Source organism: Streptomyces sp. NBC_01465, from assembly GCF_036227325.1.
In the GTDB taxonomy this organism is placed as follows: domain Bacteria; phylum Actinomycetota; class Actinomycetes; order Streptomycetales; family Streptomycetaceae; genus Streptomyces.
On record NZ_CP109467.1, the window covers coordinates 1,215,631 to 1,240,622 of the forward strand.

20 protein-coding genes are annotated in these 24,992 nt (G+C 71.2%); 8 read left to right on the plus strand and 12 right to left on the minus strand.

Translation table 11 applies throughout. The annotated features are described in order from the left end of the window. Nucleotides 1–12 precede the first annotated feature (12 nt). Nucleotides 13–2,793: a penicillin acylase family protein gene (locus OG707_RS05475; RefSeq protein ID WP_329114935.1), complete on the minus strand. Its 2,781-nt coding sequence runs from the start codon at nucleotides 2,791–2,793 to the stop codon at nucleotides 13–15. 210 nt (nucleotides 2,794–3,003) lie between these two features. Between OG707_RS05475 and OG707_RS05480 the strand changes: the two genes are divergently transcribed. Then, nucleotides 3,004–3,624: a hypothetical protein gene (locus tag OG707_RS05480; protein WP_329114937.1), complete on the plus strand. Its 621-nt coding sequence runs from the start codon at nucleotides 3,004–3,006 to the stop codon at nucleotides 3,622–3,624. Between the two features lie 45 nt (nucleotides 3,625–3,669). Here OG707_RS05480 and soxR read toward each other — a convergent pair whose 3' ends face one another. Beyond that, nucleotides 3,670–4,134, minus strand: a complete 465-nt coding sequence (gene soxR / locus OG707_RS05485; RefSeq protein WP_329114939.1) for a redox-sensitive transcriptional activator SoxR — start codon at nucleotides 4,132–4,134, stop codon at nucleotides 3,670–3,672. Between the two features lie 103 nt (nucleotides 4,135–4,237). Between soxR and OG707_RS05490 the strand changes: the two genes are divergently transcribed. Beyond that, nucleotides 4,238–4,699: a MaoC family dehydratase gene (locus OG707_RS05490; protein ID WP_329114941.1), complete on the plus strand. Its 462-nt coding sequence runs from the start codon at nucleotides 4,238–4,240 to the stop codon at nucleotides 4,697–4,699. Here the strand turns inward: OG707_RS05490 and OG707_RS05495 are convergent. The 3 genes from OG707_RS05495 to OG707_RS05505 all read right to left on the minus strand — a co-directional run bounded on the left by OG707_RS05495 (nucleotide 4,690) and on the right by OG707_RS05505 (nucleotide 6,910). Then, nucleotides 4,690–5,334 carry a TetR/AcrR family transcriptional regulator gene (locus OG707_RS05495; RefSeq protein WP_329114943.1) on the minus strand — a complete coding sequence of 215 codons (645 nt, stop codon included), beginning with the start codon at nucleotides 5,332–5,334 and terminating at the stop codon, nucleotides 4,690–4,692. The two genes, OG707_RS05490 and OG707_RS05495, sit on opposite strands and share 10 nt — an antisense overlap. Nucleotides 5,335–5,406: 72 nt before the next feature. Then, the gene (locus tag OG707_RS05500; protein WP_329114945.1) at nucleotides 5,407–5,694 is read right to left on the minus strand and encodes a YiaA/YiaB family inner membrane protein; all 288 of its coding nucleotides are present in this window, start codon (nucleotides 5,692–5,694) and stop codon (nucleotides 5,407–5,409) included. A gap of 64 nt (nucleotides 5,695–5,758) precedes the next feature. Then, nucleotides 5,759–6,910 (minus strand): acyl-CoA dehydrogenase family protein, encoded by a 1,152-nt coding sequence (locus OG707_RS05505; RefSeq protein WP_329114948.1) that lies wholly within the window; start codon nucleotides 6,908–6,910, stop codon nucleotides 5,759–5,761. A gap of 63 nt (nucleotides 6,911–6,973) precedes the next feature. On the opposite strand from OG707_RS05505, the gene OG707_RS05510 reads away from it, so the two are divergent. After that, nucleotides 6,974–7,630: a TetR/AcrR family transcriptional regulator gene (locus OG707_RS05510; RefSeq protein WP_329114950.1), complete on the plus strand. Its 657-nt coding sequence runs from the start codon at nucleotides 6,974–6,976 to the stop codon at nucleotides 7,628–7,630. Between the two features lie 14 nt (nucleotides 7,631–7,644). Next, complete coding sequence (locus OG707_RS05515) at nucleotides 7,645–8,337, plus strand: ArsR/SmtB family transcription factor (RefSeq protein ID WP_329114952.1); 693 nt, start codon at nucleotides 7,645–7,647, stop codon at nucleotides 8,335–8,337. 158 nt (nucleotides 8,338–8,495) lie between these two features. Here OG707_RS05515 and OG707_RS05520 read toward each other — a convergent pair whose 3' ends face one another. Together OG707_RS05520 and OG707_RS05525 are read right to left on the minus strand one after the other, a co-directional pair. Further along, nucleotides 8,496–9,575, minus strand: coding sequence for a Zn-dependent alcohol dehydrogenase (locus OG707_RS05520; RefSeq protein WP_329114954.1), 1,080 nt, complete (start codon nucleotides 9,573–9,575; stop codon nucleotides 8,496–8,498). 17 nt (nucleotides 9,576–9,592) lie between these two features. After that, nucleotides 9,593–10,987: an aldehyde dehydrogenase family protein gene (locus OG707_RS05525; RefSeq protein WP_329114956.1), complete on the minus strand. Its 1,395-nt coding sequence runs from the start codon at nucleotides 10,985–10,987 to the stop codon at nucleotides 9,593–9,595. Between the two features lie 236 nt (nucleotides 10,988–11,223). On the opposite strand from OG707_RS05525, the gene OG707_RS05530 reads away from it, so the two are divergent. Beyond that, on the plus strand, nucleotides 11,224–14,439 hold the full coding sequence (locus OG707_RS05530; RefSeq protein WP_329114958.1) for an ATP-binding protein: 3,216 nt from the start codon (nucleotides 11,224–11,226) through the stop codon (nucleotides 14,437–14,439). Between the two features lie 17 nt (nucleotides 14,440–14,456). On the opposite strand, the gene OG707_RS05535 is transcribed toward OG707_RS05530, so the two are convergent. The 5 genes from OG707_RS05535 to OG707_RS05555 all read right to left on the minus strand — a co-directional run bounded on the left by OG707_RS05535 (nucleotide 14,457) and on the right by OG707_RS05555 (nucleotide 21,571). Beyond that, on the minus strand, nucleotides 14,457–15,785 hold the full coding sequence (locus OG707_RS05535) for an ABC transporter ATP-binding protein (RefSeq protein ID WP_329114960.1): 1,329 nt from the start codon (nucleotides 15,783–15,785) through the stop codon (nucleotides 14,457–14,459). A 155-nt stretch (nucleotides 15,786–15,940) separates the two neighbouring features. Further along, entirely contained in the window at nucleotides 15,941–17,200 is a 1,260-nt protein-coding gene (locus tag OG707_RS05540) for an MFS transporter (protein ID WP_329114964.1), read from the minus strand. Next, nucleotides 17,200–18,585: a CitMHS family transporter gene (locus OG707_RS05545; protein ID WP_329114966.1), complete on the minus strand. Its 1,386-nt coding sequence runs from the start codon at nucleotides 18,583–18,585 to the stop codon at nucleotides 17,200–17,202. Before OG707_RS05545 ends, OG707_RS05540 begins: the two co-directional genes overlap by 1 nt. Nucleotides 18,586–18,717: 132 nt before the next feature. After that, nucleotides 18,718–20,886, minus strand: a complete 2,169-nt coding sequence (locus tag OG707_RS05550; RefSeq protein WP_329114968.1) for a molybdopterin oxidoreductase family protein — start codon at nucleotides 20,884–20,886, stop codon at nucleotides 18,718–18,720. 73 nt (nucleotides 20,887–20,959) lie between these two features. After that, on the minus strand, nucleotides 20,960–21,571 hold the full coding sequence (locus OG707_RS05555; protein WP_329127619.1) for a TetR/AcrR family transcriptional regulator: 612 nt from the start codon (nucleotides 21,569–21,571) through the stop codon (nucleotides 20,960–20,962). Nucleotides 21,572–21,658: 87 nt separating this feature from the next. Between OG707_RS05555 and OG707_RS05560 the strand changes: the two genes are divergently transcribed. From OG707_RS05560 to OG707_RS05570, 3 genes are all read left to right on the plus strand, one after another. Beyond that, on the plus strand, nucleotides 21,659–22,243 hold the full coding sequence (locus OG707_RS05560; protein ID WP_443071266.1) for a sigma-70 family RNA polymerase sigma factor: 585 nt from the start codon (nucleotides 21,659–21,661) through the stop codon (nucleotides 22,241–22,243). Beyond that, entirely contained in the window at nucleotides 22,243–23,289 is a 1,047-nt protein-coding gene (locus tag OG707_RS05565) for a maleylpyruvate isomerase N-terminal domain-containing protein (RefSeq protein ID WP_329114971.1), read from the plus strand. The genes OG707_RS05560 and OG707_RS05565 overlap by 1 nt, the downstream gene beginning before the upstream one ends. A 129-nt stretch (nucleotides 23,290–23,418) precedes the next feature. Then, nucleotides 23,419–24,972 (plus strand): DUF4331 domain-containing protein, encoded by a 1,554-nt coding sequence (locus tag OG707_RS05570; protein WP_329114972.1) that lies wholly within the window; start codon nucleotides 23,419–23,421, stop codon nucleotides 24,970–24,972. Nucleotides 24,973–24,992 lie beyond the last annotated feature (20 nt).

Consider the following 24,992-nt stretch of genomic DNA (forward strand, 5'->3'; position numbering starts at 1 on the left):
CCGTCTCAACTCCTAGCGGTGGGAGGGGAATTCGACGACCTGCTGGTACGTCGGACGGTTCTGCCACTGCATCGGCCAGAACTTCAGGCCGCCCAGCGGACGGTGGATGATCGCGTCCGAGCACCACTGGTCACCGGCGGAACAGCTGTCGTCCCCGGGGTACACCTGGGCCGGGGTCTTGGCCGCGGCCCGGGTGAGCGTGGTGAGCAGCGCGTCGCGGCAGGCGCTCAGGTCGCCGCCTCCGCAGAGGGAGGTGGGGAGCCAGCCCTTGACCGGCTTCCCGAGCACCGTACGGATGTCCTTGTCGACATAGCTCCACCAGCCGTACTGGAAGGCCGATCCGGCATGACCGCCCGTGGGGCCCTGGCTCGCGGAGGGTGCCTGGTCGACGGAGAGGTTGGCCGTGAGCTTCGTGTACAGGTCGTCGCCGAGCTGCGGCTTGAACTCCGACTCCACGAGCAGCGGCCACCATGCGTCCATGATGCGGACCGCGTCCGGGTGCGTGTAGACGTGCGAACTCTGGGCGTTCTCCTTGCGCTGGGTTCCGTCGGCCGACCAGGACTCAAGCAGCTGGATCGCCTGGGCTGCGGCCGGGTCGGTGACCGGCTTGGAGCGCAGGACCTTCAGCAACTCGGGCAGGACGTCCTCGCCGCGCAGATCGGTGACGGCGGCCTGCGCCATCGCCCGGGTGAGCGAAGCGCGGGTGACGCCGCCCTGCTGCACGAGGGCCGCGACGCGGTCGCCCAGGAGGTCGACGCGGTGGACGGGGCCGTTGCCGAAACCGGCCGAAGTGAACTCCTTGGCCTGCTTGTTGTTCCACGAGACGTAGTAGTCCTGGCCGACGGACTGCGGGTGCTGGGCGGCCGGGGTGAGCTCCATGGTGTTGCGTACGGGGTCGAAGCCCTTCCACTCATACGCCTGCTCGGCCTTGACCGGGAAGGACGCGTCGACGCCGTCGGCGCGCACCGGGTTCATCCCGCTGTTGAAGTACGCCGCCTCGCGGGAGTCCGCGTAGAACCAGTTGAAGGCGTAGCCGATGTGGTCGGCGGCCTGCTGGAAGGTCTTGGCGTCCGTCACGTACGAGGGGTCGTTGAGCATCTGGAAGCCGACGATGGAGTCGGCCTCGTGGCGGTAGGTGGAGCGCAGCGAGGTGTACGCGACGGGCTTGCCGCCGACCGTGGCGCGGTGGGTGACGATGCCGTACTTCGTGCGCCAGACCTGCATCCGGTAGGAGCCCGCGGCCGTCGAGTCGGCGAGCGTGGGCTTCCAGGAGTTGGTGCGCTCCATCTTCTCCATGGGGGTGCAGACGCCCCGGTAGAGGTAGTGGGTGTCGTCCTGGCAGAGCTCGAGGGCGTAGGTGTCGGTGATGTCCTGGCCCGCCGAGGTGGCGGACCAGGCGTAGTCCTGGCCGCGGCCCAGCTGGATGTACATGCCGACGCCCGCGAAGGAGACGCCCCGGGCGCTGATGCCCGGGCCCTGGAGCTCCTGGAGCATCAGGAGCTGGGGCAGGAAGTACCCGGTCTGCGGGCCGAAGACGGCGATCGGGTTTCCGCTCGCGGTGTGCTGACCTGAGACGACGAGGGCATTCGACATGCCCTTCTTCTGGCTGAACAGGTCGGCGGGGAGCACCCCGTTGTCGTAGATGCCCTGGAGCGGCTTGAGCGCTTTCGGGGCCTTGACCGGGGTCTCGGCGGCCGTCTTGGCGCCGCCCGTGCGGTCGTAGACGAGGGGTTCGGACTTCACCGAACCGGGGTCGGGCATCGCCGCGCCGCGCGGGTTCGCCGGCTTGCCCGCGTACGGGAAGCTGGTGCCGTCGTGGACGGTGAGCGTGGCCTCCGGGTCGTTGCGCATCCGGAAGGACTCCCAGACCTTGGTGCCCTCCTCGACGCCGTACTTCTGCTGGGCGGCGAGCAGCGAGATCGCGGACTGGACCTCGCCGCCTCCGCCGCCGCCGAAGAGACCGCCGACGACCGACGCGAGCGCGATCATGTCGGTGACCTTGAAGGGCTGGATCTCACCGGCGTTGGTGATCGCGTCGATCTTGCCGGTGAGGACGTACTCGCCGGGGAAGTAGCGGCCGTCCTTGGACTTCTGGCGGTAGGCGTTGATGCCGTCGACGTACGCCTGCGCGTCGGCCATGGCCTGCTTGCCGCGCTCGCCCTGGGTGGTGGCGATGTAGTCGACCTGGTCCTGGAGGTCCGCTTCCGTGTACGGGGCCTGCGGCCAGAACTCCTGCTCCAGGCCCTGGTTGGCCAGCGCGCCGCCCGCGAAGGAGGTGAGCTCGCCGCGGCCGATGTGGCGGAAGAGGTCCATGAGCCAGAGGCGGTCCTGGCCGGCCGCGTAGCCGGCGCCGAACTCGGTTCCGTAGCGGGTGGTGCCCTTGATGTGCGGGACGCCGGTCTTCTTGTCGCGGGTGATGGAGACGTCGTCGCGGGGCTTGGTGACGGACTCGACCTGGTCGGAGGGGACGCCGAAGGAGGCGTCGTTGAAGAAGTCGCTCAACTTCGCGTCGGTGAGGGAGCCGGCCCCGGCCGCGAGGGCGTCGTAGGGGCCCATCTGGTCGGCGCTGTGGGCGGGGCGGGTGCCGAGCGCGCGGTGGGCGAGGATCGCGGCGAGGGTGGCGTTGCCGTTCTCACCGGGCGGCAGGATGTCGTTGCACTGCCCCGCGCAGTAGTCGCCGGCGGGCGCCGGATCCGCCGCGGTCGCCTGCGGCAGGGGGGCGAGGAGTGCCGTACCGAGGGCAAACACCGTTGCCGCGACGGCAGTTCTGAGCTTTGCGGTGCGTGGTCGCATGCGTGCTCCTTGTGAGGGCCGATGCGCCGGAGGTTACTGGCGAGGTGACCCGTCAGTAAGGTGAACATGCGTCACCTTTTCGTAATCGCCACACTCCCACCCGAAGAGCCCATCGGTGATGGCAGCCATCGGGAATTGGATGGAGCCAAAACGGGCAGCCGTACGTCTATCCCTCAACGCCGAAGTACCAGCGACGGAGGTGGACGTGCGATGGCCGGGTTCCGGAGTCTCGCGAGACAGGTGCGCGATCCGCGCAACGACCTTGCGCTGCGGAGGTATTCGCTGCGCAAATGCCTGGAGAGGTTTGCCCCGTACGGGCACCGGGCGACCTGGGACCATCTGTGTTCCAGGCATCACATCGAACCCGAGGACCGGGATCCCGATCCGGCGCGGCTGGTGGCCGCGCTCGACGAACTGGAAGAGGCGCGGGCCGTCTGGCTCGCCTACGAGGCGGAGTTCGCGGAGCGCCGCAGGCGCGAGAAGCACGACGGACTCCGGAGGCCCGGAACCTTCGACGACTGGCACCGGCGCACCTGGGGAGGGTGCGGGGTGGCGTGGTGCGCCGACCCCGCCGTGCACCCTTCGGCCCCTCTGGCCGAGGTTCTGCGACGGCTGATTTCCGCCCTTCGGGCGGATCCGGGCGCGCGCTGCCCCGTCTGTGACGGGACTTCGGTGGTCTGGGTCCAGGACCTGGCCCACGAGCCGTGGTCGGGACCCGTCTGCACCGGCTGCGGAATTCTGGTGCCGCAGCCCGTCCTGACGACCGAGGCGCTCGTCCGCTCGAAGCGCCGCAGGGATGTACAGCGCAAGGAACTGGCGTCAGTGGCATGAGCGCCTGGAGAAGAGCCCGCGCCGTGGGGGACGGCGCGGCAGCCGCTACGACTTGAGGCGTTCCGGGGAGAGACGCGAGCCGGTGAGGCGCTCGCCGGTGACGTCGTCCGGGTTGGACAGGACACAGGTCTCCAGGGAGAGACAGCCGCAGCCGATGCAGTCGGTGAGATGGTCGCGGAGCCGGCCGAGGCGGTTGATCCGCTCGTCGAGTTCGGAGCGCCAGGCCTCGGAGAGGCGTGCCCAGTCCTCCTTGTTGGGGGTGCGCTCCTCGGGGAGTTGAGCGAGGGCGTCCCTGATCGTGGCCAGCGGGATGCCGACGCGCTGTGCGGCGCGGACGAAGGCGACGCGGCGCAGGGCGTCGCGGCTGTAGCGGCGCTGGTTGCCCGAGGTCCTGCGGCTGCTGATCAGGCCCTTGGCCTCGTAGAAGTGGAGGGCGGAGACGGCGGCGCCGCTGCGTGCGGACAGCTGGCCGACCGTGAGCTCGTGGATCTTCTCTGGAATCTGCGGCACCCCTCGAACCCTACTGCCCGTCGTTGACAGAAACGGCTGCATCCAACGATGCTGAGCAAGCGCTTAGACATTGTGATGGATGCGGGAAGGCAGGGACTGGGACATGGCAGAGCCGAGGATCTTCACGTCGGCGGAGGAGCTGCGGGCCGGGGTCGGCGAGCAGCTGGGGCACAGCGACTGGCTGGAGATCGAGCAGAAGCGGATCGACCTGTTCGCGGAGGCCACCGGTGACCACCAGTGGATCCACGTGGACGCGGAGAAGGCCGCCGCGGGCCCGTTCGGGACGACGATCGCGCACGGCTATCTGACGCTGTCGCTGCTGCCCGCGCTCGTTCCGCAGGTCCTGCGGGTCGAGGGCATGAAGATGGGCATCAACTACGGCACCAACAAGGTCCGTTTCCCCTCCACCGTGCCGGTCGGCTCGCGGCTGCGCGCGACGGCCGTGCTGACCGACGTCACGGAGGCGGGCGGCGGCGTGCAGGTGACGGCGGCGGTCACGATCGAGCGCGAGGGCGGCGACAAGCCGGTCTGCGTCGCCGAGTCGGTGTCGCGCTACTACTTCTGAGCGGCGTCCGGCCTGCGGGCCGAGACCATCCGCAGGACGAGGTCGGCATAGAACGCGCCGACCTCGTCGGGCGTTCTGCGGCCCTCGGTGTTGAACCAGCGGGCGACGTCGATGCAGAGCGAGAGCACGGCGAGGGTGGTGCCGGGGACGTAGGGGACGTCGAACTCCCCTGCTTCCACACCGTCGTTGATGATGCGGCGCACGGCAGCGTCGCTGCGGCGGCGCAGTTCGATGATCTCGGTGCGGTGCTCGGGGCCCAGTGCGTCGAGCTCGTACTGGACGACGCGGGCCGTCATGTGGTGGCCGGCGTGCCAGCGTACGAAGCTCCGTACGGCCGAGGCGAGCCGGTCGGCGGCGGTGCCTTCGGCGTCCGCGGCCGTCTCCAGGATCTCCAGGGCCTTCTCGTGGCCGATCCGGCTGATCCGGTGGAGCAGCTCTTCCTTGGTCTTGTAGTGGATGTAGAGCGCGGCGGGGCTCATGCCCGCGCGGCCCGCGATGTCACGGGTGGTGGTCGCGTGGTACCCGCGCTCGGCGAAGGCCTCGACGGCGGCGACGAGCAGCCTCCGGGCGGCCTCGGGGCCGACCTCCGCCCACGGCTTCTCCTCGCCGCCGACTGTCTCCTCCGCCGTGCCCATGCGCTCGCCCCTTCCGGCGTCTGTCCAGGAGGAACACCATACCCCGCGACTGAGCAAGCGCTTAGGGGAGCTTTACAGCTTCTGGAAGGGGTCGTGCTCGGCGAGGAGCTTCTCCAGGCGGGCCTGGTCGACGCGGCTGACGATCTGGCCGGCTTCCTGGCGGTCCCTGACCACCTTGGCGAGGGTGAATGCGGAGGTGGTGAGGTAGAGGACCGCGATGGCCAGGAAGGCGCGCACCCAGGAGCTGGCGTCCAGCTGGAAGATGCCGACGGCCGTGGCGCCCAGGGCGAGGGCGAAGGAGGCGACGGCCTGTCCGTAGTACGCCGTCGTGTTCTGCTGCTTGACCGGTGTCTCACTCATGGGAGCAGCATCGGGCGGATGTGGCCGGGGCCACATCCGCCCGCGTACTCAGTTGCGTACTCAGTCAGAAGGCCGAAACTCCCGTCAGTGCGCGGCCGATGACCAGTTTCTGGATCTGGCTCGTGCCCTCGTAGAGCGTCATCACGCGGGCGTCGCGGAGCAGCTTGCCCGCCGGGTACTCGTCGATGAAGCCGTAGCCGCCGAAGACCTGCAGGGCGTTGTTGGCCGCCCGTACCGCCGCCTCCGAGGCGAAGAGCTTCGCCGTCGAGGCCTCGGTGACGAAGGGCTTGCCGCGGTCGATCAGGTCGGCGACGCGCCAGGTGAGGAGGCGGGCCGCGTCCACGTCCACCGCGATGTCCGTGAGCATCTCCTGGACCAGCTGGTGGTGGGCGATCGTCTTTCCGAACTGCTCGCGCTCCGTGGCGTACGTGAGCGCGCAGTCCAGGGCCGCCTGGGCTATGCCCACACAGCCTGCGGCGACCGACATCCGGCCCTTGGCCAGGGCCGACATCGCGACCGAGAAGCCCTTGCCCTCGGGGGCCATCATCGCGGAGGCGGGGACCCGTACGTCCTCGAAGTTCAGCTCGGCGGTGGCCTGGCCGCGCAGGCCCAGCTTGCCGTGGATGGTGGTGCGGGTGAGGCCGGGGGCGCTGGTGGGGACCAGGAAGGCGGAGACGCCCTTGTGGCCGGGGGCGTCGGTGGAGCGGGCGAAGAGGAGGACGACGTCGGCCCAGGTGCCGTTGGTGATGAACATCTTGGAGCCGTTGATGACGTAGTCGTCGCCGTCGCGGACCGCGCGGGTGGTGAGGTTGCCCGCGTCGGAGCCGGTGCCGGGCTCCGTGAGGCCGAAGCAGCCGATCAGTTCGCCGGAGGTGAGGCCGGGGAGGTAGTCGTTCTTCTGGGCCTCGGTGCCCCAGTGGGCGATCGTCTTGGCGACGAGGCCGAGGGAGACGGAGACGATGCCGCGGACCGAGGAGTCGCCGCGGCCGAGTTCTTCGGTGACGAGGCAGTAGGAGAGGTGGTCGCCGCCGGAGCCGCCGTACTCCTCGGGGATCGTCAGGCCCAGGAAGCCGAGGGCGCCGAGCTTCTTGACGATGGCACGGTCCACGTTCTCGGCGCGGTCCCACTCGATCACGTGGGGAGTGATCTCGCGGTCGACGAAGTCTTTCGCGAGCTGCCGGACTGCGGACTGCTCCTCGCTGAGCTCCAGGTTCATCCTCGGACACCTCTTTTAATTAGCACCGCTAGTTTAATGGCTGCAGGGCCTACTATGTGCGCCATGGCCCGCCCACGCAAGCCCCTGCTCAGCCGGGAGCGCATCGTCGAGACAGCAGGCGCTCTGGTCGACGCGGAGGGGCTCGACGCCGTCTCCACGCGTCGGCTCGCCGCCGAGCTGGGGGTCAGCGGACCCTCGCTCTACAACCACTTCCGCAACAAGGACGAGATCCTCGACGCGGTCGCCGACGCGCTGTCCGCGCGGATCGACCTGTCGATGTTCGAGGAGGGGGACGGGCGGGACTGGCGGGAGGCTCTGCACGACTGGGCTGTGTCGTATCGCGCTGTGCTCGCCGACCATCCGCATGTGGTGCCGGTGCTCGCGCGGGGGCCCGGGCGGCGGCCCGCGGGGCTGCGGGTGGCCGACGCGGTGTTCGGGGCGATGGTGCGGGCCGGGTGGCCGCCCGCCCAGGCGACGTACATCGGTGCGCTGATGCGGTACTTCATCACCGGGTCCGCGCTGGGGTCCTTCGCGCGGGGGTTCGTCGACGACCGGGATGTTTACGACTCCGGCGACTATCCGCATCTGGGGCAGGCGCATCTGCTCGCCGACCGGCAGGAACAGGTCGACGAAGGGGCCTTCGAGACGGGGCTTCGGGCGTTGGTGGACGGGTTGGCTTTGCAGTTCGAGTTGGTTCGGTCGGCGCCGAAGGGTCGTTGACGGAGACTGGTCGTATGGGTGCTCGAGAGCTTGCTTCGTTTGCTGCGCTTCTTGCCGATGAGACCCGGGCGGGGTTCTGTCTTGCACTGCTCGACGGACGTGCTTGGACCGCTGGTGAGCTGGCGCGGGCGGGCGGGGTGGCCGCGTCTACGGCGAGCGAGCATCTGGGGAAGCTCGTTGCCGGTGGGCTGCTGAGTGAGGCGCGGCAGGGGCGGCATCGGTATGTGCGGATCGCCGACGAGGGGGTTGCGCATCTGGTGGAGGAGCTGGCCGCTTACGCGGGAGGCGGTGACACGGCTCCGCGCGGGCTGCGGGCCGTCAACGCGGAGGCTGCGCTCGCTCGGGGGCGGACCTGTTACGACCATCTCGCGGGGCGGCTGGGGATCGCCATCACCGAGGCCATGGTGGGGCGCGGGCTGCTGGAGGTGGGCGCGGGCGTTGCGCTGAGCGGTCAAGGGGTGGAGTGGTTCGGGGAGTTGGGGATTCCGCTTGAGGTGCGGGGGCGGCGGCCGCTCGTACGGGTGTGCCTGGACTGGACCGAGCGGAAGCCGCATCTGGCGGGGGTTGCGGGGGCGGCTCTTTGTCGGCATGCGATGGAGGTGGGGTGGTGCGAGCGGGTGGGGCGGGGGCGGGCCGTTCGGGTTACTGGGGGCGGGGAGCGGGTGCTGGGGGCGGTGTTGGGGATCTCGGCCGAGTCGCTTCGGTGAGGCGGCGTGGGGCGGGGCCGGGGTCGCCGCTGCGCGGAGCCAGTCCCCGACCCCGCCCCTTCCCGAAACTGGGGCGGAGCCCCAGACCCCCCTGGCCCCGCTCTTTCGGGGGCTCCGCCCCCGGACCCCCGCTCCTCAATCGCCGGAGGGGCTTGAATTTAAAAGACCACCAGCGCCCGGCCTCCCTTGCCCGCGATCATGTTCTCGAACGCCGCCGGGATTCCGTCCAGCCCGATGTGCTCCGTCACCAGCGCACTCAGGTCGAAGCGGCCCGCCCGAACGTGTTCCGCGATGACCGGCAGGTCCGCCTCCGGGTTCGAGTTGCCGTACACGCAACCCACCAGCGTCCGGCCCCAGTGGAAGAGTTCCAGCGCGTTGAACGTGACCTGCTGGTCCTTGCCGCCGATGCCCACCACCGTCGTACGGCCGCCCCTGCGCGTCGACTCCCACGCCGTGCGGATCGTGACCGCCCGGCCCACGCACTCCACCGCCACGTCCACGCCCTGGCCGCCCGTGAGCTTGCGGATGTCCTTGGCGGTCGTCTCCGAGGCCAGGACGAACTCCGTGGCTCCCGCCGCCCTTGCGAGCTCCTCCTTCTCCGGGGAGACGTCCACCGCGATGATCGTCGACGCTCCGGCGATACGGGCCGACTGGAGCGTGGCCAGGCCCACTCCCCCGACGCCGTAGACCGCCACCGTCTCGCCCTCGCGGACCTTCGCGGAGTGGTGGATCGCCCCGTATCCCGTGAGGACCGCGCAGCCGAGCAGCGCCGCCTCCGTGAGCGGGATGCCCTCGGGTACGGGGATGACGCAGTTCGCGGCGACCACCGTCTCCTCGGCGAACGCCGCCACGTTCAGGCCGGGGTGGAGCTCCGTGCCGTCCGCCGTGCGGGCGTGGATGTTGGCCGCGCCCTTCAGCGCGTCGGTGCAGAGCCAGACTTCGCCGAGCGTGCAGGGGTGGCAACTGCCGCAGGACGGGGCCCAGTTGAGGATCACACCGTCGCCGGGGGTTACGTGTGTCACGCCTTCGCCCACCGAGATCACCGTGCCCGCTCCCTCGTGGCCCAGGACCGCGGGGACCGGCACCTTCATGGTGCCGTTGGTGAGGGAGAGGTCGGAGTGGCAGACTCCGGCGGCTGCGAGGCGGATCCGTACCTGGCCGGGGCCGGGAGCGGGGAGTTCGATGTCGGCGATCTCCAGCGGGGAGTCGGCGGCGGGCAGGACGGCGGCGCGGACCATGAAGGGTGTCTCCTGGCTCAGAACTGGAGGGACTTGGTCTGGAGGTACTCGGTGAGGCCGTGCGAGCCCAGCTCGCGGCCCACACCCGACTGCTTGTAACCGCCGAAGGGGGCAAGGGGGTTGAAGCGGCCGCCGTTGATGTCGACCTGACCGGTGTCCATCCGGCGGGCGAAGGCGACGGCCTCTGCGGGCTCCGCCGCCCAGACCGCACCCGCGAGGCCGTAGACCGTGCCGTTCGCGATGCGCAGGGCGTCCTCCTCGTCCTCGTACTTGAGGATCGAGAGGACCGGGCCGAAGATCTCCTCCTGGGCGATCGTCATCTCGGGCGTCACATCCGCGAAGACCGTCGGACGGACGTAGTAGCCCGACGGCAGGGGGGACTCGGGGCCGCCCGCCACCAGGCGCGCGCCCTCCTCGATGCCCTTCTCGATGTAGCCGCGCACGCGTGCCTGCTGCTTGGCGTTGACCAGCGGGCCGACGCGCTCTCCGGGGACGTACTTGGCCACAGCGGCCTGCGCCAGCTCCACGGCCTCGTCGTACTGGTCGCGGTGGACCAGCATCCGCGTCCAGGCGCTGCAGGTCTGGCCCGAGTTGCCCATGACGTTGGCGACGCCGACGTTGACCGCCTTGGCCAGGTCCGCGGAGGGGAGGATCACGTTGGCGGACTTGCCGCCCAGCTCCAGGGCGACCTGCTTGATCGCCGCACCTGCCGTGGCGCCGATCTGGCGGCCCACCGCGGTGGAGCCGGTGAAGGACACCAGGTCCACGCCCTCGTGCGCGGCCAGGGCCTGGCCCGCGACCGCCCCAACGCCGGTGACCAGGTTGAAGACGCCGGCCGGGATGCCTGCCGCGTCGACCGCCTCGGCGAAGAGCTGGGCGGTGAGCGGGGTGTCCTCGGCAGGCTTGAGGACGACGGTGCAGCCCGCCGCGAGCGCCGGGGCGACCTTGGCGACGACCTGGTGCAGCGGGTAGTTCCAGGGGGTGATCGCACCGACGACTCCGAGCGGCTCCGCGTAGACCGTGGAGTTGCCGACCTTCTCCTCGAAGGCGTACGTGGCGGCCAGTTCGGCGTACGAGCCCGCGACGAGGACCGGGACGCCGGCGTGCACCATCTGCGAGAACTGCAGCGGGGCGCCCAGTTCGGCGGTGACCGTCTCGGCGATCTCGTCCTTGCGGGCGGCCAGCTGGTCGCGCAGGGCGCCGATCAGTGCGGCCCGCTCGGCGGGCGCGGTGGCGGCCCAGCCGGGGAAGGCCTTGCGGGCGGCGTGTACCGCCGCGTCGATGTCCTCGGCCGAGCCGGCCGGGACGTGGCCGATGACCTGTTCGTCGGCCGGGTTCACGACCGCGATCGTGTCCGCGGTGGCGGCGGGCCGCCACGCACCGCCGATGTACATGCCGTCATGGGCCTTCATCGCACTCCTCCAGAAGCCTGCGGGTGTCGTCCACGCCCAAACTAGCGCTGTTAGTTTTGCGACGCCAGGGCCCTCGGGACCGACCTCATCACGCCGGTAACTCGTCAGTAACGGGCACTTCCTAGGGTCTGGTGGAAAAAGGTTAAAGTGACGCCCCTATGGGCGCGGAAATAACGAACGGAACCACCAACTCCGCCCCTCCACTGCTCCGCGTGTACCTTTTCGGCGGATTTCGCGTGGATCGCGATGCCGGTCCCCCGCTCGCCGAACGCTGGCCGCGGCCCAGCGCCCGCGCCCTGCTCAAACTGCTCGCCGTCTCCCCCGGCCACAGCCTCCACCGCGAGCAGGCCATGGACATCTGCTGGCCGGACGCGGACCCGCAGGCCGCCACCGGCTCGCTGCGGGTGGCCCTGCACGCCGCCCGCCGGGCCATCGAACCGGAGCTGGCTCCCCGCGCCGCCTCCTCGTACCTCCTGGGCGAGGGCGCGCTGCTGCGGCTGGAGCCGCAGACGGTGTGGATCGACGCCGACCATGCGGAGACCCTCGCCGAACGCGCCCTCGGCGACGGCGGGTCGGGCCCCCTGGCGGAGGCGCTCGCCGCGTTCACGGGCGAGCTGCTTCCCGAGGACCGGTACGCACCCTGGGCCGAGGCCCGGCGCGAGCGGCTCGGCTCCCTGCGCGAGCGCGTGACCCTCGGACTGGCCGAGGCACATCTGTCGGAGGGGTCGCCCGAGGAGGCCGCAGCCGCGGCCGAGCAGGTCCTGCTGACCAGCCCCGCCGAGGAGCAGGCACACCAGGTGCTCATCGAGGCGTACGTACGTCAGGGCCTGCGGCGCAAGGCCGTGCGCCAGTACCACCTGTGCCGCGAGGCGCTGGACGCCGAGCTCGGCGTACGGCCCGGATCCGAGACCGAGCGGCTGCACCAGTCCGCACTGTCGGCGGCGCCCGTCCTGCGTCCCTCCGCGCCCGTCCTCCCGGCCGCGATACGCAACCCCGCGCCGACCCCGCTGCGCGGCCGCGACGACGTCCTGCGCGCCCTCCTGTCCCCCGACGCCCCGCCCGTCCAACTGCTCACCGGTGAGGCCGGCCTCGGCAAGACCCGGCTCGTCGGCGAGGCGGCCAGGATCGCGGCGGCCGAGGGGACCGCGGTGCTGTGGGGCGCCGGTCACGACGCCGAGGGGCACACGCCGTACGGCGCCTTCGCCGAGGCCCTGGACGGCTGGCTGGCCGACCGGCCGACCGCCGAGCGGGCCGGGGCGGGCGCCGAGTACCCCGAACTCGCCTCACTGCTCCCCTCGCTGGGCCGGGTCCGCAGCCTGGCCGACCGCAGCCCCGAGGAGGAGCGCGACCGGCTCTTCCGCGCCACCGCCGGCCTCCTCGGCGAACTGGCCGACCAGCACCCGGTCCTGGTCGTTCTCGACGATCTGCACGCCGCCGACGCCGGCTCCTTCCAGCTGCTCAGCCATCTGGCCCGGCGCGCGGCCGACGCGGGCGCCCCCTGGCGCTTCGCCGTCACCTGCCGCGAGGAGGAGCTGGCGGAGACCGATCCGCGCAGGGCGGGCCTGGCCGCTCTCGTACGCCAGGGACTCGCACGGCGCATCGAGCTGACCCGGCTCGACCGGGACGCCTGCCTCACCGTGGCCGCGGACGTCGGCACCGCCACCGACCGGGTCTGGGAACTCTCCCTCGGCAACCCGCTGTTCGCCGTCGAACTCGCCCGCTCCCTCGGCGAGTCGACCGCCCCCGACACCGTGCGCCAGCTGGTGGCCGAGCGGCTCGGCCGGGTCGCCCCGGTGGCGCGGCGCATGGTCGAGGCCCTGTCGGCCTCCGGCGGCGAGGCCTCGCTCTCCGAGGTGCTCGACGTGGCCGAGCGCGGTCTGCGCATGGCGGGCACGGAGGCCGCCGACGCGCTCGAAGAGGCGATCGCCGCGGCCCTGGTGGTCGAACGGCAGGTCGTCGTGGACGGCCGCCCCGTGGCCGGACTCGCCTTCCGGCATCCGCTGGTACGGCTGACCTGTTACGAACAGCTCAGCACCGTACGCCGCCGACAGCTCCACTCCGCCTTCGCCGAGGCCGTGCTGCGCCACCGGCCCGACGCCGTGGACGCGCTCGCCTCGCACTTCGCCCGCGCCGACGACCCGCGCGCCGCCGAGTATCTGCGCCGGGCAGCCGAACGCGCCGCTGCCCTGTACGCCAACGACACCGCCGACCGCTACTACCGCGACCTGGTCGCCCGGCTCGACGTCGACGCCGCCCGCGCCCGGCTCGCGCACAGCCATGTGCTGCGCCGCATGGGCCACTTCGCCGAGGCCGCCGCGGCGCTGCGCGAGGCCCTCGCCGAGTTCGGGCGGCGCGGCGAGCGCGACGACGAGGTGCTGGCCGCGGGGCATCTCGCGGAGACCCTGGTCAAGGCCAGGACACCGCTGTTCGGCGCGGAGATCCTGCGCGCCTACCCGCCGGGTCCCGACACCGCCGCCGAGCCCGCCGCCACGCACCACACGGCACGGTCGGTGGTCTTCTTCGTACAGGGCCAGTACGAGGAGGGACACGCGGCGGCCGTGCAGGCCCTCGACGCCGCCCGGGGCATGACCGGCCTGTCCGGACAGGGCCTCGTAGCACGGGCGTTCGCGATGCAGGCCAGCAATCTGGGGCTGGCCGGGCGGTTCAACGAGGCGCGGGCCGCGGCCGACCGGGCGCTGGCCCCGGCCGAGGCGTACGGCGACCCGACGCTCCTCACCAGCGTACTGTCGATCCTGCGGGAGAACGCGCGCCGGGGCGGCAGGCTCCGTGAGGCCATCTCCACGGGACGGCGCGCCCTGGATCTCGCCGAGCGCTCCGGCGACCCCACGGCCACCGCCTTCGAACGGGCCAATCTCGCCGAACTCCACCTGCTCATGGAGGAGTTCGACGAGGCGCTGACGCACGCCGAGGAGGCGGTACGCGGCGCGGAGTCGAACGGCGAGTGGTGTCTGGCCTACGCGCTCGCGGCCCTGGCCCGGGTCAGGATGCGTACCGGCGGCGAGTCCGAGGCCGCCGCGCTCCTGGAGCGCGCCGAGAAGGCCGCCACCGAACGCAACGACCGCCAGGCGCACCACGAGGCGCGCACCGCCCGCGTCGAACTGGCCCTGCGCGCACGGCAGCCCGAGGATGCGCTGCGGCTGCTCGGCGGTGTGGACCCGGCCGATTCGCCACTGCTGGCCGCCTGGGCGCATGTGTCCGCGGGCCGTCACGAGCAGTCCGCGTCGCTCGCCGCCCCCGAGGCCGAGCGGGCCGCGCAGGCCGGGGAGCGGATCACGGAGATCGAGGTACGGGTGGTGCACGCACTGGCCCTGGCCCGGCTGGGGAGGCCCGCCGAGGCGGCCGAAGCCCTCGCCCTCGCCGAGGAACCGGCGCGCGACCTCCCCTATCCGGCGGGCCTGCGGCGCGTGGCCGAGGTCCGCGAACTGATGTGACTGCTCAGCGCAGTTGCTCATATCTCGAAGCCGGGCAGTTCCTTCGGCGCGGGGCAGATCCTGCGCCCGTAGTGGTCGAAGACGAAGAGGTGCGCGAGGTCGACGAGGAGCGGCACCTGCCCGCCGTTGCGCAGCCGCACATCGGGTCCGGTGCGTACGACCAGATCGCCGGAGGAGAGCGCGGGCCGGTCGGGCGTCGCTCCCGGGGCCTCCGGTTCGTCGAGCACCACCACGGGTCCCGAGATGTGCGTGCGCTCCCGCAGCCGCGACAGCACTCCGGCGCCCTGCAGCTGGCGGCGGCGCGGGGCGGGCTGGGGGCGCGGTGACTCCAGGTCGGGTACGAGGGCGGGCTGCGAGCCGGTGTTGAGGTGCACCAGCGCCTCGTGCCCCTGGAACTCCACGTGCTCGACGATGCCGCTGATCGCCACCTCGCCGGGGCGGGCCTGGCTCGGCGCCGCGATCCGTACCGCCTCCGAGCGCAGCCCCACGATGAGACGGCGGCCCTGCTGGATGCGGAGCAACTGGTGGTCGGAGCTGAGGGGTTCGGGCAGGGCCAGGCGCTGGCGGCCGAGGTCGATCGACATGCGGCCCTCCAGCGGGGCGTGCACGACGGCCTGCAGGAGGTTGATGCGCGGGGTGCCGATGAAGGCGGCGACGAAGACGTTCTCGGGCAGGCTGTAGGACTCGCGGGGGCGGCTGACCTGCTGGAGGATCCCGCCGCGCATCACTGCCACCCGGTCGCCGAGGGACATCGCCTCGGACTGGTCGTGGGTGACGTACACCGTGGTCACCCCCAACTCCCGGGTGAGCTGGGCTATTTCGGCCCGGAGGTGGTTGCGGAGCTTGGCGTCGAGGTTGGAGAGCGGCTCGTCCATCAGGAAGACGGAGGGGCGCCGCGAGATCGCCCGCCCCATCGCGACGCGCTGGCGCTCGCCGCCGGAGAGCTGGCCGGGGTAGCGGTCGAGCAGGTCGGCGATGCCGAGCAGCCGGGCGGTGGCCTCGACGCGGCGCGTGTGGTCCTCGCCGGGGGCCTCGAAGCGGAGCGGGAAACCGATGTTGTCGCGGCTGGTCATGCTCGGGTAGAGCGCGAAGTTCTGGAAGACCATCGCCATCCCGCGGCCGCCGGGCGGAAGGTGGTTGGCGTACTCGCCGTCCAGCCTCAACTCGCCCTCGGTGATCTCCTCGAGGCCGGCGATCATGCGCAGCACCGTCGATTTGCCGCAGCCCGATGGGCCGAGGAGGACCAGGAACTCGCCCGGTTCGACGGAGAGCGAGAGACGGTCGACGGCGGGGGTACCGCGTCCGTACCGTTTGGTGACGTTCTGCAAGGAGATGGCGCGCGACATGAAATTCCACCCGTGGGAATGGAGCGAACGACTGCGGCCTGAAGTGGCGGCTGGGCGGCAAGTTAGCGTGTTACCGGCCGGTCGGGAATGGCCTGAACCGACCAGTCGGAAGCGCATCGACACCACGCAGCGTCTGACGTTGCGTCAGTAATGCCTCAGTAACGGCTCTTTGTTACGTTCGCCGCACTGCTCGGAGCCGTCCCGTTGGTGTTCATCCCCCGTGACGGGGGCGGCTCCGGGCAGTCCTGTGCGCGCTGCCGTCCGCCGCGCATCCCCAGTCCCGCCGCTGTCAGCAGCAGTCCCCCGAGCATCACGAACGGCGCCGCCGTCCCGGCGACTCCCGCGACGAGCCCGGCCGAGGCGGGGGCCGCCACCTGGCCCAGCCGGTTGCCGGTCAGCCGCAGGGCCAGGGCGGTGGAGCGGGCCTCGTCGGGGGCGGCCTGGACGACCGTCGTCATGGAGAGCGGCTGGCCGACGCCCAGGCAGAAGCCGAGCAGGGCCAGCATCACGCCAAGTGCCCATACGGGGACGGGAAGTGCGATGCCCGCGCAGAGCAGACCCGCGAGCAGACAGGTGCCGGTGACGAGGACCGTGCGCCCCAGGACGGCGAGCAGCGGCGTCATCACCAGTCGGCATGCGACGGTGGCTCCGGCCCGGACGCTCAGCAGCACTCCGACGGTGACGGGTGCGATCCCGCGGTGTTCGCCGACGACCGGGAGGTAGGCGGTGAGGATGTCGGTCGCGGAGAGCACGGCGAGGCTGATGAAGATCCCGGCGGGGACTCCGCGCGTACGGAGAATGCTCGTGACCGGGACCTTGGGCGCCTGGGCGGTACGGGTGGCGGGCGCGCGCCGGTGCTCGATCCGCCAGAGCGAGGTGAGGGAGACGGCGGCGACGGCGGCGGAGACGAGGAGGGCGGTGGCGCTCGTACGCCCCAAGGCTCCGTCGTGTTCGGAGACGACGAGGCCGCAGGCGACGGGTCCGATCAGCTGGCCGAGCGAGGCGCCGATGGTGAAGTGGCCGAAGTTGCGGTCCTGTTCGTCCGGTGCGGACTGGCGGGCCACGATCGACTGGGCGCCGATCACGAAGCAGAGGTGGCCGAGGCCCATCACCCCGCTCCAGGCGGCCATCGCGGCCAGTGAGCCCGACGTACCGCTGAGGGCGCAGCCCGCCGCGATCAGCGCGACGCCGACGGGCAGGAGCGGCGCGCACCGCCCGTGGTCCGTACGGCGCCCGAGGGGGACGGCGGCGAAGAGCGGGAGCAGCGCGTACACCCCCGTGATCACACCGATCGCCCGCTCGTCCGCCCCGAGCGCGAGCGCCCGGTAGGAGACGGCGGGACGCGCCATCGACACCGCCCCCTGCGCGAAGCTGAAGGCGATGACGAGGCGGAGCAACCAGGTGCGGGAGACCATCAGATGATGCCGAAGAGGATTCCGGAGACGAGGACGAGGAGCGAGATCAGGACGGCCCACTTCACGGTGAAGCGGGTGTGGTCGCCGAACTCGACCTTGGCCATGCCGACCAGGACGTAGACGGCGGGGACCAGCGGGCTCGACATGTGGAGCGCCTGGCCGACGAGGGAGGCGCGGGCGATCTCCAGCGAGGAGACGCCGTGTGCGGCGCCGGCTTCGGCGAGGACGGGGACGACGCCGAAGTAGAAGCCGTCGTTGGACATGAAGTAGGTGAGCGGGATGGAGAGGATCCCGGTGACCAGGCCCATCTGGGAGCCCATGGAGTCGGGGATCGCGCCGACCAGCCAGTCCGCCATGTGCTTGACCATGCCGGTGCCGGTGAGGACGCCGGTGAAGACGGCTGCGGCGAAGACCATGCCCGCGACGTTGAGGACGTTCTCGGCGTGGGCGCCGAGGCGGGCCTTCTGGTCGGGCATGTGGGGGAAGTTGACGGTCAGCGCGAGGGCCGCGCCGAGCAGGAAGAGCACGGGGATCGGCAGCCACTCCATGATCATCGCGGTGAGCAGGGCGACGGTGAGCGCGGCGTTGAACCAGTAGAGCTTGGGGCGCAGGGTCGCGCGGTTCGGGTCGAGGCCCTGGAAGCCCTCGTCGTCGTCACTGTCCTCGGTGGTCGTGCCGGCGCCGCCCGTGCCCGGCTTCGTAAGAGAGCCGCCGCCCGCGCCGACCAGCACCGTCTCGGGCTCCGCCACCAGCGCCTCGTCGAGGGTGAGCACGCCGAGGCGCTTGCGCTCGCGGCGGCCGAGGACGTACGCGAGGACGACGACGCCCAGCAGACCGACGGCGAGCGCCGGGATCATCGGCACGAAGATGTCGGAGGCGTCGACCTTGAGCGCGGTCGCCGCGCGGGCTGTCGGGCCGCCCCAGGGAAGGGTGTTCATCACGCCGTTGGCCATGGCGGCCACACCGGTCATCACGACCAGGCTCATCTTCAGGCGCTTGTAGAGCGGGTACATCGCCGAGACGGTGATCATGAAGGTGGTGGAGCCGTCGCCGTCGAGGGAGACGATCGCCGCGAGGAGTGCGGTGCCGACGACGATGCGCAGCGGGTCCGCCTTGCAGAAGCGCAGGATCGCCCGGACGATCGGGTCGAAGAGGCCGACGTCGATCATCACACCGAAGTAGACGATCGCGAACATCAGCATCGCCGCGGTGGGCGCGAGGCTGCCGACTCCCTCGATGACGTAGTCGCCGAGATGTGCTCCCTTTCCTACGAAGACGCAGAAGAGGGCGGGGATCAGAACGAGCGCCGCGATCGGCGACATCTTCTTCAGCATGATCAGGACCAGGAAGGTCGCGATCATGGCGAAGCCGAGGATTGTCAGCATGTGGATTACCTAACGTTCACCCTTGAACTCCACCGGGGGGTGGCGGTCCGGATGACGTTAGGGGGCGTCCAGAAGCGTTAACAAGATGTTGACGCGTGAGCAATACGAGCAAAACACCAGGTCACAGGGGTGTCACGGCAGCGGGGCGACTTCGACGGGGAAACCGTTGAGCACGGAGGTCCCCGACAGCGGGTCGAGCAGCGAGCCGTCGAGCAGCTGGTTGACGTTGACGCCGGGGCGTGCGGAGGCGACCGCTCCCCTGGTCCCCGGGCGGTCGTGGCCCCAGCCGTGCGGGAGGCTCACCACTCCGGTGCGTACGGCGTCGGTCACCTCCACCGGGACCTCCAGGGCTCCCCCTTCTCCCTCGATACGGGCGGGAGATCCGTCGGTGAGGCCCAGCCGGGCCGCGTCCTCGGGGTGGACCTGGAGGGTGCAGGTGTTGGAGCCGCCGTTGAGGGTGGAGACGTTGTGCATCCAGCTGTTGTTGGAGCGCAGATGGCGGCGGCCGACGAGGACCAGCGAGTCGGGGCGGCCGGCCAATGCGCCGTGCAGGCGCGGCAGATCGGCGGCGATCGGTGCGGGGAAGAGCTCGATGCGGCCGCTGCGGGTCTTGAGGATCTGCGGGATGCGCGGCTGCAGCGGGCCGAGGTCGATGCCGTGCGGGTGGGTGAGGACCTCGTCGAGGGTGAGGTCGTACGGGCCGAGGCGCAGCATCAGGTCGAGGCGGCGCTCGGGCCCGGTGCGGCCGGTGAGCTCCGCGGCCAGCTCCTTGGGCGCTCCGGCCTTGGAGAGCGTCTGCTCGATGACCATCGTGTCGACGGAGTCCGGGTCGGCGCCGTGCATCCCGCTCACCGCGAGGATCAGCCGGGCCAGGATCTCGCTCTCGTCCATGCGGCCGGGTTCGAGGGGGACGGCGGGGCGGGAGTAGCGGACCTGGTTGCGTACGGCGAAGGTGTTGAACGCGAAGTCGAAGTGGGCGCTCTGGGAGGGCGGCGGCGGGGGCAGGACGACATCCGCGTGGCGCGAGGTCTCATTCAGGTACGGGTCGACGCTGATCATGAGGTCGAGTCCGGCCAGGGCCTGGTCGAGGCGGTCGCCGTCGGGGGCGGAGAGGACCGGGTTGGCGGCGATGCAGATCAGCGCGCGGATCTGCCCCTCGCCGGGCATCTCGATCTCCTCGGCGAGGGCGGCGGTGGGGAGTTCGCCCTTGGCCTCGGGGTGGCCGCTGACCCTGCTCTTCCAGCGGCCGAGCGCGAAGCCGTGGCCGGGGGCGGCGGGGCGGGGCTTGCGGTCGGTGGCGGAGAGCGGGAAGAGGGCGCCGCCGGGGCGGTCGAGGTTGCCGGTGAGGACGTTCAGGACGTCGACGAGCCAGTTGGTGAGGGTGCCGTACTGGACGGTGGAGCTGCCGACGCGGCCGTAGACGGCGGCGGTGGGTGCGGCGGCCAGGTCGCGGGCGAGGGAGCGGATGTCGGCGGCGGTGAGGTCGCAGGCGGCGGCGACGGCTTCGGGGGTGAACTCCCGTACGGCGTCCCGGAGTTCCTCGACGCCCTCGACGTGTCCTTCGAGGGCGCCCAGGTCGGTGAGCTTCTCCTCGAAGAGGGTGTGGGCGATCGCGGCGAGCAGCAGGGCGTCGGTGCCGGGGCGGATCGCCAGGTGCCGGTCGGCGATCTTTGCCGTACGGGTGGAGCGCGGGTCGACGACCGTGAGGGTGCCGCCGCGCTTGCGCAGCGCCTTCAGCCGGCCGGGGAAGTCCCCTGCTGTGCAGAGACTGCCGTTGGAGTCGAGGGGGTTGGCGCCGAGCAGGAGGAGGTGGTCGGTACGGTCCAGGTCGGGGACGGGGATGGCGAGGGCGTCGCCGAAGAGGAGGCCGCTGGAGACGTGCTTGGGCATCTGGTCGAGGGTGCTTGCGGTGAAGAGGCTGCGGGTGCCGAGCGCCGCGAGGAGGACCGGCGGGTAGAGGGCGCCGGCCATGGTGTGGACGTTCGGGTTGCCGAGGACGACACCGACCGCGTTCGGTCCGTAACTCTCGATCAGCGGCCTGATCCGGGCGGCGATCAGGCCGAACGCCTCGTCCCAGCTTGCCTCCTGGAGCTCGCCGTCCCTGCGGACCAGCGGAGTGCGCAGCCGGTCGGGGTCGGAGTCGAGTTCGCCGAAGGAGGCGCCCTTGGGGCAGATGAATCCCTGGCTGAAGATGTCGTCGCGGTCGCCGCGGGCTCCGGTGACGCGGGTGCCCTCGATGGTGAGGGTGAGTCCGCAGGTGGCTTCGCACAGCGGGCAGATGCGCAGGGCGGTACGAGACATGAACTCTCCCGGGACGGCAGCGGTTCGCGCGGGCTTGGGTGAGCATACCGACCGGTACGCATGGCGGCGAGAGCTAGTCGAGAGTCTTTGCGAGATACGCGCGCAGGAGGATGCGCACCTCCGTCACCAAGGCCGGATCGCCCTCGGGGTCGGTACGGAAAGCGAGTTGGAGTACGGCGTCGGCGGCCTCGACCGCGACCAGGAACGTCCGGTGCAGCGCTTCGTCGGGAGTGCGGCCCAGATGCGCGCCGAGCAGCCCCGTGAGCCGGTCCGCGACCAGGGAGTTCCCTTCGTACGGGGTGGCCGGCGGGCCGAACTCGACCAGCGCGAAGCCGGGGACGGTCCGCTTCATGTCCAGGTACTCGTCCAGTACGGCGTCGATCATCGCGTGCCAGTCGGCCGCGGGAAGCGTGGCCAGCCGGGCGGCGATCCGCTCCGCGTACATGTCCAGATTGCGGCGGGCCAGGGCGTCGGCCATGGCCCGCTTGTTGCCGAAGAAGCGGTAGACGGAGCCGATGGGCACCCCGGCGCGGGCCGCGACGGCGCGGGTCGAGAGGTGCTCGTACCCCGTCTCGTCGAGCAGTACGGCGCAGGCCTCCAGTATCCGGTCGAGGCGCTCGGCACTGCGCTGCTGCACGGGGGCCCTGCGGAGGGTGTTCTCGTGATCTTCAGGCACGGTCCCCATCATGCCCCGAGCCCGCGGCGCGGACGTCATGTCCTGACGACGGCTGGCGCGGGGGTGCGTCCGGGCGCTAGGAAGGCTGCACGAGGGGTGGTGCCGGTGGAGCCTCCGCACAGCAAGCCGCCGACCGACGAGCAACTCAGGCAACGCCTGGTGTACGGGGACGGGTCCGCGCTGTCCGACGCGTACGACGCCTACGGCCCGCTCGTCACCCGCGTCGCCCTGCGCGTCACCCGCTCCCCCTCGGCCGCCGAGGACATCGCGCAGGAGGTATTCACGCAGCTCTGGACGCGCCCGTACGCCTTCGACCCGGACCGCGGCTCGCTGCGGACCTGGCTGTCCATGCTGGCGCACCGGCGGGCGGTGGACTGGGTGCGGAGCGAGGAACGCCACCGCAAGGCCGCCCGCGCGCTGGCGGTCGTCCACACCGAGGAGGTGCAGGAGAATCCGGACGCGGAGCGCGCCCTCATGCTGCACTCCGCGCTCGCCGAACTCCCGCTGCCCCAGCGGCAGGTGGTCCACTTGTCGTATTTCGCGGGCCGGACGTACCGTCAAGCAGCGGCGGAACTCGGCATCCCCGAAGGCACCGCCAAGAGCAGGCTGCGGGCCGCCCTGCACCGACTGGCCACCATGCTGGCCGAGCCGCCCGACCCGGCGATCGAAGAGGGTGTGTGATGTCCGAGGGCCACGAAGCGGTACGCGACCTGCTCGGCGCGTGGGCGTTGCGTGCGGGCGAACCGGGCGACGAGCGGCTGGTCCGGGACCACTTGGCGGGCTGCGCACCCTGTACGGCGGAGGCCGCCCGGCTGCGTACGGCGGTCGCCGTCCTCGACGGGCCGGACGACATCCGCACACCGGCGGGGGCGCGCGGCGCCGTGCTGGCGGCGGCGCTGGGACGGCGCGAGGCCGCACCCCGGGTGGCGGCGCACGCCGCGCCGTACGCCGCCGCGGTGGCCGGGCTCGACGCGCTGCTGCGGGAGGTGGGGGACTCCGGGGCCGATGGGGCCGATGGGGCCGATGGGCTGTGGGCGGCGCCGGTGGTGCACGACTGGGATGTGCACGCCACCGTCGCGCATCTGGTGGCCGCCGACGAGCCGCTCGCACTGCGGCTCGCACCGGATCCCGGTGAGGCCCCGCCACCGTCGGACGCCCCCTGGCACGAGACCTGGGCCGCGCGTACGGCCGCCGTCATCGCCCGTGAACACGCGCGCACCCCGGCGGCGACCTGGCGGACCTGGCGCGAGCAGACGCGCACGCTGCTGGCCTCGCCGTCCGCGTATAGCACCGAACTAGCCTGCACAGAGGTCGAGTTGATGGGACTGCGGCTGCCGGTCGCGGAGCATTTCCTCATCCGGGCGTTCGAGACATGGGTCCACACCGACGACATCGGCCGGGCGATCGGCCACTCCGTGCCACCGCCCGCCGGTGAGCATCTGCGGCGTCTCGTCGGGCTCGCCCTGCGCATCCTGCAGCGGGCGACGAACCCGGGCGCACCACCGGTCCTGCTGACCCTCCGAGGCCCGGGACCCGACGACATCCACCGGCAGCGGCTCGGGTCGGACACCGGTCCCGTCGTCGGCGAACTCGCCGTGGACACCGTCGACTTCTGCCTGCTGATGGGCGGACGGTACGCACCCGGGGACATCCCCCAGAGCGTCACGGGCGACCGGTCCGCCACCCTGAACACACTGGAGAGGGCCGCTTCGCTCGCCTGGCTTTGACCCCAACTCCCGTACCGTAAAGGCCTGTTGCCCGACTGTTACGCATCGTGCCCAATCCACGGCCCCCGCCGGACGCGAATGCCATCCGTCAGACAAGACCGAACTTGTCGAACGGAACGGACGGACGCGATGACCGCAATCACCAGGACCGCGCGGGGACGCAGGTCCCTCGCCGCGCTCACCTGTGGTGCGCTGGCCGCCGGGGGGCTCGCCGCCGCCGGCGTAAAGGCGCTCGAACCGGGGGCCGCGCAGGCTTCCAGCCACCGGGAGGCTCCGCTGATCTCGGGGCAGCCCCAGTACGACAACACCGACGTGTACGCCTTCGTCAGCCCCGACCGGCCTGACACGACGACACTCGTCGCCAACTGGCTGCCCTTCGAGGAACCGGCGGGCGGGCCGAACTTCTACAAGTTCGCCCCGGACGCCCAGTACGACATCCACATCGACAACAACGGTGACGGACAAGGGGAGTTCGTCTACCGGTGGACCTTCAAGGACCACACCAAGAACGGCAACACCTTCCTCTACAACACGGGCGCGGTGAAGACCGTCGACGACCCGGACCTCAACTTCACCCAGACCTACGACATCGACCTGCTCCGCCTCGACAACCAGCGGCTCGTCTCCGACACGAAGATCGCCAGGGACCTGCCCGTCGCCCCGTCCAACGTCGGCAAGGCGTCGATGCCCGACTACAAGTCGCTGCGCGACCAGGCGGTGAAGCGGCTCTCCGACGGCTCCACGGCCTTCGCGGGCCAGGCCGACGACCCCTTCTTCCTCGATCTGCGGGTCTTCGACCTGCTGTACGGGGGCGATCTCTCCGAGGTCGGCAAGGACACCCTGAAGGGGTACAGCGTCCAGAGCGTCGCCCTGCAGATCCCCACGGCGAAGATCCGGCAGTCGGCGTCCCAGCCGACGATCGGCGTCTGGTCGACCACCCAGCGCAAGAACGCGCAGGGCGGCTGGACCCAGGTCTCGCGGCTCGGCAACCCGCTGGTCAACGAGGTCGTCGTACCGATGAAGGACAAGGACAGGTTCAACGCGTCCGCGCCCTGGAACGACGGGCAGTTCCTTCCGTACGTGACCAAGCCCGAGCTCCCGAAGCTCATCGAGGCCATCTACAAGATCAAGGCGCCCAAGGAGCCGCGCAACGACCTCGTCTCGGTCTATCTGACCGGGGTCAAGGGCCTCAACCAGCCTCCGGGGGTCCGGCCCGCCGAGGAACTGCGGCTGAACACCGCCATCAGGCCGACGGCCTCGCCCAAGCGGCTCGGGGTCCTCGACGGCGACAATGCGGGCTTTCCCAACGGGCGCCGGCTCACCGACGACGTCATCGACATCTCGCTGCAGGCCGTCGAGGGTGAACTCGTCGGCAACAAGAACGACTTGGGCGATGCGGTGAACGCCAACGACCAGCAGTTCGGGAGCAGCTTCCCGTACCTCGCACTGCCTGCCTCCGGCTCGCAGGGTCCGCTCGCGAAGAAAGGCTCGGGCTCCTCTTCCGGCAACAGCACCGACAGCCGGATGTCGGGCTCGACCGCGCTCACCGGGTCCTCCGGCGGCGCGGGCGGCACCAACGACACCCTGCTGATCGCCTCGGCGGCCGGCGCGGGCGGCGGAGTGCTGCTGATAGGCCTCGGCCTGGCCTGGTGGCGCATGCGCCGCCGGAGCCTCCTCGGCTGAGGCCCCGTGTCCGGTGCGGC

Excerpts from the sequence above, each read along its gene's own strand:
- OG707_RS05495 (WP_329114943.1), bottom strand. The coding sequence starts at position 5,334 with ATGGGCACGGCGGAGGAGACAGTCGGCGGCGAGGAGAAGCCGTGGGCG.
- OG707_RS05555 (WP_329127619.1), bottom strand. The coding sequence starts at position 21,571 with ATGGGGACCGTGCCTGAAGATCACGAGAACACCCTCCGCAGGGCCCCC.
- OG707_RS05540 (WP_329114964.1), bottom strand. The coding sequence starts at position 17,200 with ATGGTCTCCCGCACCTGGTTGCTCCGCCTCGTCATCGCCTTCAGCTTC.
- OG707_RS05545 (WP_329114966.1), bottom strand. The coding sequence starts at position 18,585 with ATGCTGACAATCCTCGGCTTCGCCATGATCGCGACCTTCCTGGTCCTG.
- OG707_RS05520 (WP_329114954.1), bottom strand. The coding sequence starts at position 9,575 with ATGGTCCGCGCCGCCGTCCTGCCCGCCGCCGACTCCCCGCTGGAGATC.
- OG707_RS05550 (WP_329114968.1), bottom strand. The coding sequence starts at position 20,886 with ATGTCTCGTACCGCCCTGCGCATCTGCCCGCTGTGCGAAGCCACCTGC.
- OG707_RS05490 (WP_329114941.1), top strand. The coding sequence starts at position 4,238 with ATGGCAGAGCCGAGGATCTTCACGTCGGCGGAGGAGCTGCGGGCCGGG.
- OG707_RS05525 (WP_329114956.1), bottom strand. The coding sequence starts at position 10,987 with ATGAAGGCCCATGACGGCATGTACATCGGCGGTGCGTGGCGGCCCGCC.
- OG707_RS05570 (WP_329114972.1), top strand. The coding sequence starts at position 23,419 with ATGACCGCAATCACCAGGACCGCGCGGGGACGCAGGTCCCTCGCCGCG.
- OG707_RS05515 (WP_329114952.1), top strand. The coding sequence starts at position 7,645 with ATGGGTGCTCGAGAGCTTGCTTCGTTTGCTGCGCTTCTTGCCGATGAG.
- OG707_RS05500 (WP_329114945.1), bottom strand. The coding sequence starts at position 5,694 with ATGAGTGAGACACCGGTCAAGCAGCAGAACACGACGGCGTACTACGGA.
- OG707_RS05510 (WP_329114950.1), top strand. The coding sequence starts at position 6,974 with ATGGCCCGCCCACGCAAGCCCCTGCTCAGCCGGGAGCGCATCGTCGAG.
- OG707_RS05535 (WP_329114960.1), bottom strand. The coding sequence starts at position 15,785 with ATGTCGCGCGCCATCTCCTTGCAGAACGTCACCAAACGGTACGGACGC.
- OG707_RS05505 (WP_329114948.1), bottom strand. The coding sequence starts at position 6,910 with ATGAACCTGGAGCTCAGCGAGGAGCAGTCCGCAGTCCGGCAGCTCGCG.
- OG707_RS05480 (WP_329114937.1), top strand. The coding sequence starts at position 3,004 with ATGGCCGGGTTCCGGAGTCTCGCGAGACAGGTGCGCGATCCGCGCAAC.
- OG707_RS05475 (WP_329114935.1), bottom strand. The coding sequence starts at position 2,793 with ATGCGACCACGCACCGCAAAGCTCAGAACTGCCGTCGCGGCAACGGTG.
- OG707_RS05565 (WP_329114971.1), top strand. The coding sequence starts at position 22,243 with ATGTCCGAGGGCCACGAAGCGGTACGCGACCTGCTCGGCGCGTGGGCG.